Source organism: Brevibacillus sp. IT-7CA2 (assembly GCF_949767855.1).
Taxonomy (GTDB): domain Bacteria; phylum Bacillota; class Bacilli; order Brevibacillales; family Brevibacillaceae; genus Brevibacillus.
In genome coordinates this window covers 217,851-231,800 of record NZ_CATKQT010000054.1, presented here as the reverse complement: position 1 = coordinate 231,800, position 13,950 = coordinate 217,851, and the positions used below count along the sequence as shown (strand labels likewise).

Below are 13,950 nucleotides of genomic sequence, written 5' to 3'. Positions count from 1 at the left end.
AATATTTGCACCCCCTCTCTGTCTTTTTCTACTGTAAAGCTAGAAAAAGGATGAGGGGGATTTTTGTGGGAATAATCACGCGGCGCTTGCTATGTGTACTTCTCCTATTCGCTTTATGCTTGGGAAATACAGTGGAACAGGGCTGGGCAAAAGAACGGGAGATATTCGTAGAGGAGGCACGGGCATGGATCGACGAAGGAGAGGTGCGTTTTCAGGCACAATTATCGGGTACCCCGGATAAAGTCGAGCTGTCTGTTAATCAGGACAGCGACAGCAAAACCCGTTCTTTTCACGAGGAGTCTCAGATTTCCCTCGCCGTAATGCCTATGGATGATAGTCCTATCCAGGTAACGATGTTCATCGATGATTCAGAAGAGCCGTTACGTAGCTGGGAGCTATCGTTGCCTGAGCACATAGAGCCAACAGTAGAAAAAATAAAAATCAAAAAGGCACCTTGGGATGAAATGGCTGCCGATCAGGAAGAACCGTTAGAATTGATCGAACGAGAGCTCGAAGACCAAAACGAAGCTCAGCCAGAAGAGGAAGAACAAGAACAGGAGCAGGATGCCACCGATGAAGAGCTTTCGCGGCTGGCAGAGGAATTTTATGCGCACTTTTCAGGCGAGAATAAGCCAGGAGAAGCGGAACTGCGCAATAGAGAAGCTCGCTTTGAGGTAGAACCGAATGATACCTTGGGCAGCAAATCGGACTGGCTATTTGATGGAAAGGACAGTCATGGAAAGATTAGCAGCAAAGATGATGTGGATTTTTGGAAAATCAGAGGAACAACAAATGGACAGATGAATATATCTCTCACAGATATTCGGGCAAACGAAGACTACGATTTGTATGTGTACGATGAGGAGGAGCGGGAGCTTGCCCGTTCAGAGCAGCATGGAAATGAGCCTGAGCTAATCGAGGGACTGGCACTGGAAAAAGACAAATGGTACTACATCAAGGTCGTTGGAAAGCAGGGCTCGTTTTCGAAAGATTACTACTACCGCTTGCGAGCTGATTTTTTCGCGGATCAAGGAGGGGACAAGACAGATGGATACGAGCCGAATGACACAATGGAAGCGGCCTACGAGCTAGATGCGTATAAACGAAATATCGTAGGAAATCTTCATTCAAAGACGGATGTGGATTTTTACAGCTTATCCTTTACGCTCTCCTCTACTGTGGAGGTCTCCCTCAAGGATATCCCTACTGGTATGGATATGGACGTATTTCTGCTCGACGAGGCTGGAAAAGTAGTCGCCAGATCCGAGAAAGCGAAGAATTCGGATGAGCATATTATTTTCAATGCCTATCCTGGAACTTACAAAGTCAAGGTCATGGCCAGCAAACGCTCGGGATTTACCGCTAACTCGTACAGTCTTTATATTGGAGACAGAACGATCCCAGTTATCTTAATCCCGGGAGTAGGTGGATCGCGACTCGAAGTGGAGCAGAATGGAAAGAGATCGGAAATATGGTTGGGACTTGGAGATAGTCTCATTGGTATTAATGATCCCAAACACCGCAGGCTACTCTCTCTGGAGCCAATCAAGCCAAATAGTGTAGATGTACAGCCAGTCGTCCGTGATGCGACGATCCACCCGGAAAAAGACGATTTTTACGCCATCGAATATCTTTCCTATGCGCCGTTTTTAAAAGAACTTACCGAACAGTATTACAGCATGGTAAAGGAACTGGAGAAGCAGGGATACAAAAAGCACCGCACCTTATTTGCACTGCCGTACGATTGGCGATACAGCAGCACCAAAAATGCCAAACTTCTAAAAGAAGAAATCGATGCGGCACTAAAGGCAAGTGGGGCAAATCAGGTGCATTTGGTGGCACATAGCATGGGTGGGCTCTTGGTAAAAGAAACACTTCTATCCAATGTGTCCTACCAGCGCAAAGTGAATCGTGTCGTGTATATGGGCACACCCTTCCTTGGCTCTCCACGGGCATATCAGGCTCTTAAGCACGGATACAATTTTTCGATCCCTTGGCTGGATGAAGAAACAGGGAAAGTGATTTCCTCTTATGCACCTGCCGTTTACGAGCTGCTACCCTCCAAAAAATACTTTGAAACAGTTGGTTTCCTGAAAAAGAGTAACATTCAGTACTACACCTACGACGAATTTTTAAAGGACAAAAATATTCGCCTCGACTATGAGCCGCTTGTCAGGCATGGTGGCAAGATGCATGAAAAATGGGATAACAAAACGATCAATGTTCCACAGTATTCCATCGTGGGTACAGGCCAAGTAACACTGCTCGGTTACTTTTATGATTCTTTTTACAACGAATGGTCCCCGATTCTCGATCCTGGCGTTGGGGACGGTACCGTGCCGTATATGAGTGCCAATTACGCCCAGAAGGATATGAAAAAACGTTACTACGTAAAAGGCGAACACGCCAAGCTGCCGACCATTCCAGAAGTTATCGACCAAGTAACGCGATTGCTACAGGGAGATGAGGAATTACAACCAGGATTGCGCAATGCTCCGGACCAAAATGCTGACTACCTGTATTACATCATTGCACAAGATGACAAAAGCTTCCCTGAAGTGACGATACACAAAGCCGGCCAGACCTTTACGCTCGACGCCAATAAAAAAGAAGTACGGGAAGACCTGTCTATTGAATATCACGATCGCATCGTTGTCATCCATGTTCGAGATGGTGAAGACCTGGAATTCCAGCCTCCTTTAGCTGTAGAGGGAGAAGAGTCAGCGCGCTTTCTGATCAAACGTTTCTCGTCAGATGATTCGGAGCGTTACAAAGAAACAGGCAGACATTACGTGCTCGATGAGCGTGGACTGACAGAGGTAGAAGAGTCTGCAGATTCCAATGATGTGTAGTCATCAAAAGCAAAGGGTGTAAGACAATGGATGATAATTGGTTTGTCTGGTTCATACTCGGCCCTTTCGTTTTTTCATTGATGTTTGCAGGGCCTTTGATTGGTTTGCTCATCGCCGCTTTCATTCGCTTCACGCTAGGCTTTCGCGGCTGGTTGATCTTTCTAAGTGTTCTTTTTATCAGCTTTGTGTACTACTTGTTTACTGTTCCCTCTGACACGATGCTAGGTGAACTGTTTGTCATGAAGGTTGCAATGGCGGTCCATACAGCCATCGTAACGATCCTGATCATGTGGGGCATCGAAAAAATCATCCAGTTGGTAAATAAAAAACGAAACACCCAAAAACCCATGGATAAATAACTGGGCACATACGCAAATTGCGTCACAGCACGTTTTTCGAGTAGAATAAAAGGAAGGAGAATGATTGTCTGGAGGTTATTCAAATGGATATTTTTGATAATAAAAAAGGCGGCTTTACCATCATGAGTGGAAAAACCGATGTGCACGGAGGTTTTGGTCAAGGTGTACTCGACCTGAATGCTGTGTCCTCGGTCATTATCGATGGGGACGAAGCGTACATTGACATGGGTGCCTTGCATGCCAAAAGTTCTGTAGAAAAGGGCATCAAATGGACGATGAATAAAGAAGAAGTACCAAATGGAAAGCCTTATTGGCTCGTTTGGGTAACAGTCGATCGCAATGAAGCTGGTCCTTACTATGCAGGGGCAACCGCGTGCTACATGGAAATCGATCGAGAAGCGCGTCGGGGCTACAAAATTTTGGCAGATCACGTGAATCGCATGGATTACTCCATGAAGAGACGTATTATGCTGTCCGATCTATCCGAGAAGGAAAAAACCGCTCTGAAAAAGCTTTTGATTGATAATAGCGCGGAGATGTATGAGAATTCCACTGAGGAATTAAAGCGAAATTTGTCCTAAAGTTGGAAATCGTGAACGGTCTGTGAACAAATCGTGAAATCAATTGTTCACACAATTGAAGTCAGGTAAACTTATTTCCATATCTGTGTACATGTACACTAGGTCAACAAACAGGGAGAGAGCCGTCACTCTTTCCCTGTTTGTGTATATAATTTCTTTGATTGATCATAGTTTTTGGGATATCGCGGAACACTAATGAGGATTGAACCAAACTGTTTGACGGAAGGGGCGGTACCCATTGGGAGAAGATCTCCGTGGTAATGAACAATCGCATGATCATTTTGTGAAGCACGGTGGCGTCCATTTCCGCACACACGTGACTCCGACCGAGATAAACAACTTTGTACGCAAGCTCCCTGCTGGAAAAAGGGACAGCTTGTTTGAAGTATTGGAACAGCTTGATAATGCCGGTCTGATTACGATCATCAACGACCATGTTTTTGCCGATGGAGATGGAGTTGTGGGCGGCGGGGACAATCAGAGCATGCAAGGTTAATAGGCATACCAAAAAGGACGTACTCGATGAAGAGGAACGTCCTTTTTTTTTATTGATTCGGTTTCCACCAACTGCCCATGCGCTGCCAGAAGGTCGAAGAATCTGGCGGCTTTAAAGGTGTTGGTGTCTCATTCTTCGGGATGTGATCCGTGCAATAATCTTGAGGCTCTGTTCCGCTGGCGAAATAAAAGAGCTGTGGATTTGGACAATGCTCGGTCGCCAGTTTTCCAGAAGCGGGATCGATATAGACAGAAACAACACCAGCAGGCATGTCAAAAAGTGCAGGAGGCTGACCTTTGAGCGCACTTTCCATGAACTGGGCCCAGATTTTTTTGGACAGATAACCTTCCTTTACATCATCGACCTTTTGGTTTTTGTCGTAACCCACCCATACGGTCGAAACCAGCTGCGGAGTGAATCCGCTCAGCCAAGCGTCATAATCCGTTGATCCTGTTTTCCCTGCTACCGGTCGGTTCATTTCACCAGCCACGCGATATCCGGTACCACCTTGTTCAAATACACTTTGCATCATATTCACTAAGAGAGCAGACGCGACAGGATCGGCTACCTGTGTTTTCTCAGGTTTTTCTTCAACCAAAATGTTGCCCTCGCTGTCCTCGATGGAGGTAATGGCAATGGGCTTCACTGCTTGTCCCTTGTTGACGATTGCAGCATAAGCTGCGTTTAACTCCAAGGGAGAGACGGGTGAAGTTCCCAGTGCCAGAGAGGGAACTGCTTGCATTGAGCTGGTGATACCTAATTGCTTTGCCTGATCAACTACTTTTTGCGGCCCGAGAAAATCAATGGTCTTGACGGCATAAATGTTGTCGGAGGTTTTGATTGCTTCACGCATGTTGATCAGTGCGTTTGCATATTTTCCACCAAAATTGCCGGGGATGTACTGCTTATTGTTATCGTAGGTAAAAACGGTCGGTTCGCTTTTCATCAAAGTGAGCGGTGTATAGCCGTTTTGCAAGGCTGACAAATACATGATCGGCTTGAAGGAGGAACCGGGCTGCCTCTTGCCAAGCACGCGATTGAACTGACTCGCCTTGTAGTCACGTCCACCTACCATCGCTTTGATATAGCCGGTAGCAGGGTCCATGGCGACGAGGGCTACCTGCAAATTCGTATTGTTCTTCGGTAAGACGGAGGCGACAATATCCTCGGCCTTTTTTTGTACGACTGGATCAAGGGTCGTATGGATTTTCAGGCCACCATGAATAAATTTTTCTTCGTCAATGCCATATTTGTTTTTGACCAAATTGGCGATGTAATCGCGGAAATAAGGAGCTGGCTCAGTTACATTCTCGTTTGTTCGCTGTTTCAGCTTGATTGGTTCCGCGTAGGCTTGCTCTACTTCCTTCGATGTCAGTAAATTGTCGCGCTCCATGGCATTCAAAATGAGCTTTTGTCTGGCTTTGGCGCGTTCCAAATCGACAAATGGTGAATAATAAGTAGGACCCTTAGGAATGCCTGCCAGCATGGCGCTCTCTGCGACCGTCAAATCTTTGGCGTCCTTGCCGAAATAGGTTTGGGCAGCAGCTTGTACACCATAAGCTGAATGACCATAATAAATCTGATTCACGTACATTTCTAATATTTCATCCTTGCTGTAATTCAGTTCAAGCTGAATCGAAAGCAAGGCTTCTTTGATTTTTCGCTCCCATGTTTTGTCCAAGCTGAGGTACAGATTTCTTGCCAATTGTTGAGTGATGGTGCTGGCACCCTGACGTTTGTCCATGTTAATGACATCGACATAAGCGGCCATGGCTAATCGTTTCCAATCAAAACCGAAATGTTCGCGGAATGAACGGTCCTCGATCGCGATGGTCGCATCAAGCAATGCGGGTGAAATTTCTGCAAGCGGCACAGAAATCCGGTTCTCGCCACGGTGCATCGTATCCAAAACCTCTCCATCGGAAGCGTAAATCGTTGTGGTTTGCTTCACAAACGTTTCCGGGAGTGGTTGTGAGCGTAAGTACAAAATGAGTAACAAGATGGCAAAAGAGAAACATAATAGGCTGAGAATGATAAATTTTACGAATTTCTTAGCCCAACGCAAATAGCGCAGCAATGGGGCTTCGCGAATGACTTCCATGTGTGCCTCTCCTCCTTTCTGCGGTTGAATCAATAAAATAGGACATACTACGTTACTAGTAGTATGTGTCGCTTGCAAGCTGGTTAAACTTTCCTCGCTAGAAAAATATCTTGCAATTTGGAAGACAGCTACTATAATCATCTTGTTATATTGTATTTTCATGCGGTTAATTGAAGGAGGTTACATAGCCATGAATATGGAATTGTGGTACACCGAAAAACAGACGGAAAATCACGGGATAACAACGAAAATTACAGAGACCCTATACAGTGAGAAATCCGAGTTTCAACAAATCGACGTAATTAATACGAAGCAGTTCGGTCGCATGTTAGTGCTCGACGGCATGGTTATGACTACCGATGTCGATGAGTTTGTCTACCATGAAATGATTTCTCATATCGCGTTGAATACGCATCCAAACCCTAAAAAGGTTCTGGTTGTGGGCGGCGGCGATGGCGGTGCTATTCGTGAAATCGTAAAGCACGCGTCTGTAGAAAAAGCAGTTCTGGCTGAAATCGACGGTGGCGTCATTGAGTCTTGCAAAAAATATTTCCCTGAGATTGCGAGTGCATTGACAGGCAATCCGCGTGTAGATGTACAAGTAATCGATGGTATTAAACATATTCATGACCACAAAGGTGAGTATGATGTGATCATGGTTGACTCTACAGAACCAGTTGGCCCGGCTGTAGGTCTGTTCGAAAAAGGTTTCTACCAAGGCATTCACGATGCTTTGAAACCAGACGGTATCATGGTTGCTCAAACGGAATCTCCTTGGTTCAACCGTGAACTGATCAAGCGCGTGTTCAAAGACCTGAAATCGATCTTCCCGGTTACTCGTCTCTACACTTGCAGCATCCCTACTTATCCATCCGGACTGTGGAGCTTCACTATCGCTTCCAAGCAACACGATCCGTTGGAAGTAGATCCAGCGAAAATCAAAGATTTGGGCACCAAATACTACAATGCGGAAGTTCACCACGCTGCTTTCAAACTGCCTAACTTTGTGGCTGAGCTGACCCGCGACTAATCGGGGGAAAACTACACCTATGCGTTTTGACGAAGCATACTCTGGAAATGTCTTTATCCGTAGTCACGGGAATTACGAAGAAAGCCAAGCGGTTATTTACGGTATGCCGATGGACTGGACAGTGAGCTTCCGTCCGGGCTCTCGTTTTGGCCCTGCCCGTATTCGTGAGGTTTCCATCGGTCTGGAAGAGTACAGCCCGTACTTGGACAGGCTGTTGGAAGACATCAAATACTTTGATGCTGGCGATATTCCCCTTCCTTTCGGAAACGTGGAAGGTAGCCTGGATGCGATCCGTACATTCGTGGCAAAAGTATTGGCAGATGGCAAATTCCCATTGGGTCTGGGCGGAGAGCATTTGGTTTCCTGGCCAGTATTCCAAGCGGTTTATGAAAAGTACAAGGATATGGTCGTATTCCACTTTGACGCGCATACAGACCTGCGTGACAACTACGAGGGATACGAATACTCCCACTCCACTCCGATCAAAAAGGTATGTAACCTGATCGGCGGTAAAAATGTATATTCGTTCGGAATCCGCAGCGGGATGAAGGACGAGTTTGAGTGGGCAAAAGAAAACATGCATCTGTACAAATACGATGTACTGGAGCCAGTGAAGCAAGTGCTGCCTACCATCGGCAACCGTCCGATCTACCTGACGATTGACATCGATGTATTGGACCCTGCGCACGCTCCAGGAACAGGTACAACAGAAGCAGGCGGCATCACGTCTCGTGAGCTGCTCGATACTATTCACTTCATGGCAAACAACGGTGCGAATGTCATCGGTTGTGACTTGGTGGAGGTTGCTCCTGTGTATGATCACAGTGAAATGACGCAAATCGCGGCGTCCAAATTCGTTCGCGAGCTGCTCTTGAGCTTTGTAAAATAAGATATCCGCTAAATAAGCCCTCGGTTTTGCAAAAAGACCGGGGGCTTTTCTTATTGCTGGTAAACTTTCAATTAGATTAATAAACATTTTGGTTTACAAAGTTTAAAATTGTCAGTACAATCATAATAGTGAGATGATTTAATAGTCGACGGAGGTTTTCTTACAAAGGAGTTGTCTGCATGAGAGAAGTATTTGCCTACGCACCATTTCGAAAGCTGTTCTTTTCCAATTTATTCTCCGGCTTTGGGCAAGGCATGACGATGATCGGGATTGCCTGGTTCCTCGTGGAAACGACAGGCTCTGCTCAACTTTTGGGCTCCACCATGTTTACTTCTGCGGTACTGATGTTTTTCATTGGTCCGTATATCGGGACGCTCATCGATCGTTATTCCCGCAAAAAAATGCTGCTGGTAGAAAACTTGATCGGATTTAGCGTACTTGGCATGCTTGCGATCTGGGGCTTTTTTGGAGAGTACACCGAGTGGATGCTGATTGTCATCTATTTGACGACGACCTTTATGTACCAAATTCATTACCCGACGCAGTCCGCACTGGTTCAGGAGACGTTTGAGCCCAAGCACTACAACAGCATCAACAGTCTGCTCGAGATCGAAGGACAGACTGCATCCGTTCTTGCTGGCGCGTTTGCGGGGATTTTGCTTAGCTCCTACGGGCTGCATGTGGTGATTATTTTCAATGCGATTACCTACTTGTTCGCCTTTACCTTGCTGTCTAGCATGACGTATACCTTCACGCTGGAAAAAGAGGCGAAGCAAAACCAGGGGGTCGGGTGGACGGAGCAGCTGATGGAAAGCTGGCGGTACATCCGGCAAAAGAAAGGATTCCTGCTGTTTGGGATATCCGCACTCATGCCCTTCATTGCTGTTATGGCGACGAACTTATTGAAGCCTGTTTACATAAGCCAAACGCTGCAGGAGGGTGTCTCGGTTTATTCGCTAGGAGAGGTCACGTATGCAACGGGTGCCGTGGCGGCAGGTTTACTCGTTGCTATCGTCGTTCGCAAGATGGGGCAGTTGGCAGCCATGATCGGCAATACGTTGTTGTTCGCGATTGCCATTGTCGTCATGATTGCTTTACCGTATGGCTGGGCGCTGATTGCGGCGTACACGTTTTACGGGTGGAGTAACGCTTCTGTGCGCTTGATTCGACAATCGCTCTATATGACAGTTGTGCCGAAGCATCAGATGGGGCGGGTTATGAGCTTTTTCAACTCAATCGGCATGATGATGCGTTTGATCCTTATCGGTTTGTTTACGGCTATGATCGATTACACGGGCGCAGGAGTCGGGTACTTGGTGTTGGCGGGTCTGCTGTTGCTTGCGGCGATCGGGATTGCTGCTACCATGAGATACCTGCTGGCGGATGCCAAAGCGGAAGCGGCGGTTGCCACACAGGAGCGATGAAGGGTAGAATGTAGGGATAAAGGGGAAGCGAAAGAAAGTGGAGTGTGGAAGTAGCATGCAAGACATACATGTAAAATTGACGGCACGGCATCATGTCGAAGGCAACTGGGAAGAAACGACCCACAGCTATGAAGGCAAGCGTGTGCAAAAAGCATCCGCGTGGTACTTGACCTACAAAGAGCAGATGGAAAGCGTAGGTGAAGTAAGCACGACATTGAAACTGACAGATACGTCCATTACGCTGGTTCGTCAGGGCGGAGTTTCAAGCAGACAGCAATTCGAAAAAGGAGCCAGCACCCATTCTACCTATCAAAGTCCCTATGGTCCGTTTGCCATGGAGACGCATACGAACAAGCTGCGAATCCGTTACGAAGCAGAGGTTCCTGTACAGGTAGAAATCGCGTACCAGCTATGGATGAATGAGCAGTACGCAGGTGAGCATGAGCTGAAAATAGAGCTAGGAAAATAAGCCGCCCTTTGCAAGGGCGGTTTTTTGCACGTACAATAGGATTACTTGCGGCTGAAGTGAAAGGGGGATACAGCATGTTTGTACTCGCAAATGGACTAATAGCCGGTCTGGGTCTTGCTGCTTTTTTAGCGCTCGGAGATGGTTTGTTTGATACCAATACCTTTCCCGTTTTAATTGATGTCAGCTATGTACCGGGCATGGAAAATCTGCCCTCTATTGTAGAACTATTGATTCATCTGCTGATTAGTGTGATCGTCGCCTTTTTTCTCATGCACTTTTACCCGCGGGAACGAAAAGCCCGATCGGTACGATACTTGCTGTACTGGATGCTCGGTTTTTCTATCGCGTTTTTCCCATTTAGCCTGTTGAGTCAATCCGCGATGAGTTTGACAGCGTTTTTCATCTGGGTATTGGGACATTTATTGTATACTGCAATGCTTGCCATTCAGGTAGGGCGTAATCGATAACATCGTAAAAGTGCCGAATATTCGGCGAAGTGATGATTTTTTGGCAGCATGGATGGAAGGAAGGAGTGAAAGCCAGGATGCCGTTGTCAGATACGGTAGAAATGTTGCAGGCGATCTTGGGTGCTATCGATGAAGGAATTCACGTTGTGGACGCAAATGGCATTACGATTTTCTACAATCACGTCGCAGCCAAGCTTGATGGGCTGACCTCAGAAGAGGTGTTGGGGAAGCCGTTGTTGGAGGTTTTTCCTTCGCTTGATCGACAGTCGAGTACCCTGCTTCGTGTCATCGATAGTGGCGAATCAATCTACAACCAGACACAGACATATAAGAACTGGAAGGGAATGCGTGTGGAGACAATCAACACGACACTTCCGGTGAGAGTAGGCAAACGGTTAGTCGGGGCAGTCGAGGTGGCGAAGGATATCGGCAAGCTAAAAGAACTGTCGGAGCGCTTGGTCGATCTTCAGGCCAAGATTAGCAAGCCGAAACGAACAAAACGCTCGATGGATGAAACGACTTTCCATTTCGAAGACATTTTGACGATGAGTGAAAAAATGAAGCGCCTCAAAGAACGCGCTCGAAAAGCTGCGCGGACAACTTCTCCCGTGTTGATATACGGCGAAACAGGGACGGGAAAAGAACTGTTTGTCCAATCCATTCATCACGCGTCTGTTCGCAGCAGCAACCCGTTTATCGCGCAAAACTGTGCCGCGCTGCCAGCCGCGCTGCTCGAAAGCTTGCTGTTTGGCACCACAAAAGGAAGCTTCACGGGAGCCGATGATCGGCCAGGGTTATTCGAGCTGGCGGACGGCGGTACTTTATTTCTGGATGAACTGAACAGTATGCCGCTCGATTTGCAGGCGAAGTTGCTGCGAGTCCTCCAGGATGGGCAGATCAGACGGATCGGCGGGAGCCAATCGACCAAAGTAGACGTACGGGTAATCGCCGCAGTCAACGAAGCACCTCAGTCGCTCATGGAGCGAGGAGTCATGCGAACCGACCTGTACTACCGGATCAACGTCGTCTCTTTTGAGCTGCCGCCATTGCGCGAGCGCAGAGAAGATGTGGATATGCTGATTGATCATTTCTTGCAAAAGTTCAACCGGATCTTTGGTATGAATGTACGTGGAATCAGCAGTGAAGTGGCACGTTTGTTTGCTGCGTATGATTGGCCCGGGAACGTACGTGAACTGGAACATGTCATAGAAGCAGCCATGAATATGGTGGAGTCGGACATCATTTTACTGGATCATCTGCCGGCTCATTTGCTGGAGCGCTCGCAGTCTGAGAAAGATGAAGCTCCAATTTCGGCACAACTCCTGTCAAAGGAAGGCTGTACGTTGCCCGAGATTTTGCGTGAGGTAGAGGAAAAGGTGATCAAGGATGCGATGCAGCAAACAGACGGCAATGTACTTCGTGCTGCCAAGCTCTTGGGCATCCCAAGACAGACGCTGCAATACAAGCTCTCGCAGCGGATGATCCCTCCCTGTTGAGTGCTGAAAATTCGGCAGACTCGTGAAGGTACAAAAGGGAAGGAAGCGCCCACGAAACGCTCTATTCCTTATTTTCTAAATCTTTTGATTTGTTGGCATGGCACTTGCATCTCTTGTTGGTTGAGTGAAACGAAGAGGTTCACCATAAGACGAGAGGGGACGGGATGCACATGACAGTAGCGACAAAACGCGATTGGCGTTCGATAGAACTTTGGAAGGATGTCACGGACGAGCAATGGAATGACTGGATGTGGCAGCTTACGCACACCATCAAGACGGTCGATGATTTGAAGCAGGTAATCAACCTGACACCGGAAGAGGAAGAGGGCGTACGGATTTCTACGCAAACCATTCCACTCAACATCACACCGTACTATGCTCATCTGATGGATCCAGATGATCCAAGCGATCCAGTTCGCATGCAGTCTGTACCTTTGTCCTCTGAGATGGTTCGTACAAAATACGACATGGAAGACCCACTCCACGAAGATACTGATTCTCCTGTACCTGGTCTGACACATCGTTATCCAGATCGCGTGCTTTTCCTGGTGACGAACCAATGCTCCATGTATTGCCGTTACTGTACGCGCCGTCGCTTTTCCGGTCAGATCGGCATGGGCGTGCCAAAGAAACAGCTGGATGCCTGTATCGATTACATCCGCTCAAGACCAGAAGTCCGCGATGTACTGCTCTCCGGTGGAGACGGTCTGTTGATCAATGACCGCGTACTGGAATACATCATCAGCAGCCTCCGCGATATCCCGCATGTTGAAATTATTCGGATCGGTACGCGTGCACCAGTTGTATTCCCGCAGCGCATTACCGAAAACCTTTGCAATATCCTGAAAAAATACCATCCGGTTTGGCTCAATACACACTTTAACCATCCAAAAGAAATTACGCCAGAAGCGAAGCTGGCTTGCGAAATGCTCGCCAACGCAGGTGTTCCGCTCGGCAACCAGGCAGTAATCTTGGCTGGCATTAACGATTGTGCGAATACGATGAAAAAGCTAGTGCAGGACCTGGTCAAAATCCGTGTCCGCCCGTATTACATCTATCAATGCGACCTGTCAGAGGGAATCGGACACTTCCGCGCGCCTGTCAGCAAAGGGATCGAAATCATTGAGCACCTGCGCGGCCATACCTCCGGCTATGCAGTGCCGACCTTTGTAGTAGACGCTCCACACGGCGGAGGCAAAATTCCTGTCAGCCCGAACTACATCATTTCGCAAGCCTCCGATAAAGTTGTCCTGCGCAACTTTGAAGGTGTGATCACTTCGTATCCAGAGCCGAAGCAATACCATGAGCATGATGAAGAAAACTGCGAATACTGCATGGCTGCAAAAGGCAAAGCAGTTGGTATCGCAGCACTCATGCAAGACGAGGTAGACAATCTGGAGCCGACTGATCTGCCGCGCAACAAGCGCATCAAAGCAACCAAGGTCAAATCACTCGCAGATGTACGGACGGAGCAAAAGGCCAAGAAAGAACAACCTACTGCCGAGACGAAGGAAGCCTCAGGAAAATAAGCAGGATCAACAGCTACCCGTATGAAGGTAGCTGTTTCTTTTTTCGTAAGAATATTTCCAACTCTTCGAAGAGGATGGATGATTTGCAACTTGTGTGATAAGATCGAGTTATATCCATTATGAGCGGTCGCTCAGTATCGTTTCATTTTTCGAAAAAAATAAACAGACTGACTGAATACTCATTCATTTATTTCCATGATTCTGATAAGATAGAAAAAACGATTTCCACGTCCAAAGACAAACTTGCAATAGAGGGG

At 47.3% G+C, this 13,950-nt stretch carries 12 protein-coding genes; 11 read left to right on the top strand and 1 reads right to left on the bottom strand.

Going from position 1 to position 13,950, the window contains the following annotated elements:
• Positions 1–65: 65 nt before the first annotated feature.
• The 4 genes from ACM6JA_RS29905 (at position 66) to ACM6JA_RS29890 (ending at position 4,288) form a co-directional block, all read left to right on the top strand.
• Complete coding sequence (locus tag ACM6JA_RS29905; protein ID WP_414855316.1) at positions 66–2,852, top strand: lipase/acyltransferase domain-containing protein; 2,787 nt, start codon at positions 66–68, stop codon at positions 2,850–2,852.
• Between the two features lie 26 nt (positions 2,853–2,878).
• Positions 2,879–3,211: a hypothetical protein gene (locus ACM6JA_RS29900; RefSeq protein WP_414855315.1), complete on the top strand. Its 333-nt coding sequence runs from the start codon at positions 2,879–2,881 to the stop codon at positions 3,209–3,211.
• A gap of 83 nt (positions 3,212–3,294) precedes the next feature.
• Positions 3,295–3,792 carry a YwhD family protein gene (locus ACM6JA_RS29895; protein ID WP_414855314.1) on the top strand — a complete coding sequence of 166 codons (498 nt, stop codon included), beginning with the start codon at positions 3,295–3,297 and terminating at the stop codon, positions 3,790–3,792.
• A gap of 238 nt (positions 3,793–4,030) precedes the next feature.
• Entirely contained in the window at positions 4,031–4,288 is a 258-nt protein-coding gene (locus ACM6JA_RS29890; protein ID WP_414855313.1) for a hypothetical protein, read from the top strand.
• A gap of 49 nt (positions 4,289–4,337) precedes the next feature.
• Here the strand turns inward: ACM6JA_RS29890 and ACM6JA_RS29885 are convergent, their stop codons facing one another.
• Complete coding sequence (locus ACM6JA_RS29885; RefSeq protein WP_414855312.1) at positions 4,338–6,389, bottom strand: transglycosylase domain-containing protein; 2,052 nt, start codon at positions 6,387–6,389, stop codon at positions 4,338–4,340.
• Between the two features lie 196 nt (positions 6,390–6,585).
• Between ACM6JA_RS29885 and speE the strand changes: the two genes are divergently transcribed.
• The 7 genes from speE to ablA all read left to right on the top strand — a co-directional run bounded on the left by speE (position 6,586) and on the right by ablA (position 13,693).
• Positions 6,586–7,419: a polyamine aminopropyltransferase gene (speE, locus tag ACM6JA_RS29880; protein ID WP_026043396.1), complete on the top strand. Its 834-nt coding sequence runs from the start codon at positions 6,586–6,588 to the stop codon at positions 7,417–7,419.
• A 19-nt stretch (positions 7,420–7,438) separates the two neighbouring features.
• The gene (gene speB, locus ACM6JA_RS29875; RefSeq protein ID WP_064200366.1) at positions 7,439–8,308 is read left to right on the top strand and encodes an agmatinase; all 870 of its coding nucleotides are present in this window, start codon (positions 7,439–7,441) and stop codon (positions 8,306–8,308) included.
• 179 nt (positions 8,309–8,487) lie between these two features.
• The gene (locus ACM6JA_RS29870) at positions 8,488–9,732 is read left to right on the top strand and encodes an MFS transporter (protein WP_007724779.1); all 1,245 of its coding nucleotides are present in this window, start codon (positions 8,488–8,490) and stop codon (positions 9,730–9,732) included.
• 55 nt (positions 9,733–9,787) lie between these two features.
• Positions 9,788–10,201 (top strand): DUF1934 domain-containing protein, encoded by a 414-nt coding sequence (locus ACM6JA_RS29865; RefSeq protein ID WP_414855311.1) that lies wholly within the window; start codon positions 9,788–9,790, stop codon positions 10,199–10,201.
• 74 nt (positions 10,202–10,275) lie between these two features.
• The gene (locus tag ACM6JA_RS29860) at positions 10,276–10,668 is read left to right on the top strand and encodes a hypothetical protein (protein WP_414855310.1); all 393 of its coding nucleotides are present in this window, start codon (positions 10,276–10,278) and stop codon (positions 10,666–10,668) included.
• 77 nt (positions 10,669–10,745) lie between these two features.
• Positions 10,746–12,164 (top strand): sigma-54 interaction domain-containing protein, encoded by a 1,419-nt coding sequence (locus tag ACM6JA_RS29855; RefSeq protein WP_414855309.1) that lies wholly within the window; start codon positions 10,746–10,748, stop codon positions 12,162–12,164.
• Positions 12,165–12,328: 164 nt separating this feature from the next.
• A complete protein-coding gene (gene ablA, locus ACM6JA_RS29850) occupies positions 12,329–13,693 on the top strand; it encodes a lysine 2,3-aminomutase (RefSeq protein WP_414855308.1) in 1,365 nt (454 codons plus the stop codon).
• Positions 13,694–13,950 lie beyond the last annotated feature (257 nt).

Bases quoted from the DNA above. Each gene is read 5' to 3' on its own strand.
- ACM6JA_RS29865 (WP_414855311.1), top strand. From the start codon at position 9,788: ATGCAAGACATACATGTAAAATTGACGGCACGGCATCATGTCGAAGGC.
- ACM6JA_RS29870 (WP_007724779.1), top strand. From the start codon at position 8,488: ATGAGAGAAGTATTTGCCTACGCACCATTTCGAAAGCTGTTCTTTTCC.
- ACM6JA_RS29855 (WP_414855309.1), top strand. From the start codon at position 10,746: ATGCCGTTGTCAGATACGGTAGAAATGTTGCAGGCGATCTTGGGTGCT.
- ACM6JA_RS29860 (WP_414855310.1), top strand. From the start codon at position 10,276: ATGTTTGTACTCGCAAATGGACTAATAGCCGGTCTGGGTCTTGCTGCT.
- speE (WP_026043396.1), top strand. From the start codon at position 6,586: ATGGAATTGTGGTACACCGAAAAACAGACGGAAAATCACGGGATAACA.
- ACM6JA_RS29895 (WP_414855314.1), top strand. From the start codon at position 3,295: ATGGATATTTTTGATAATAAAAAAGGCGGCTTTACCATCATGAGTGGA.
- ablA (WP_414855308.1), top strand. From the start codon at position 12,329: ATGCACATGACAGTAGCGACAAAACGCGATTGGCGTTCGATAGAACTT.
- ACM6JA_RS29885 (WP_414855312.1), bottom strand. From the start codon at position 6,389: ATGGAAGTCATTCGCGAAGCCCCATTGCTGCGCTATTTGCGTTGGGCT.
- ACM6JA_RS29900 (WP_414855315.1), top strand. From the start codon at position 2,879: ATGGATGATAATTGGTTTGTCTGGTTCATACTCGGCCCTTTCGTTTTT.
- speB (WP_064200366.1), top strand. From the start codon at position 7,439: ATGCGTTTTGACGAAGCATACTCTGGAAATGTCTTTATCCGTAGTCAC.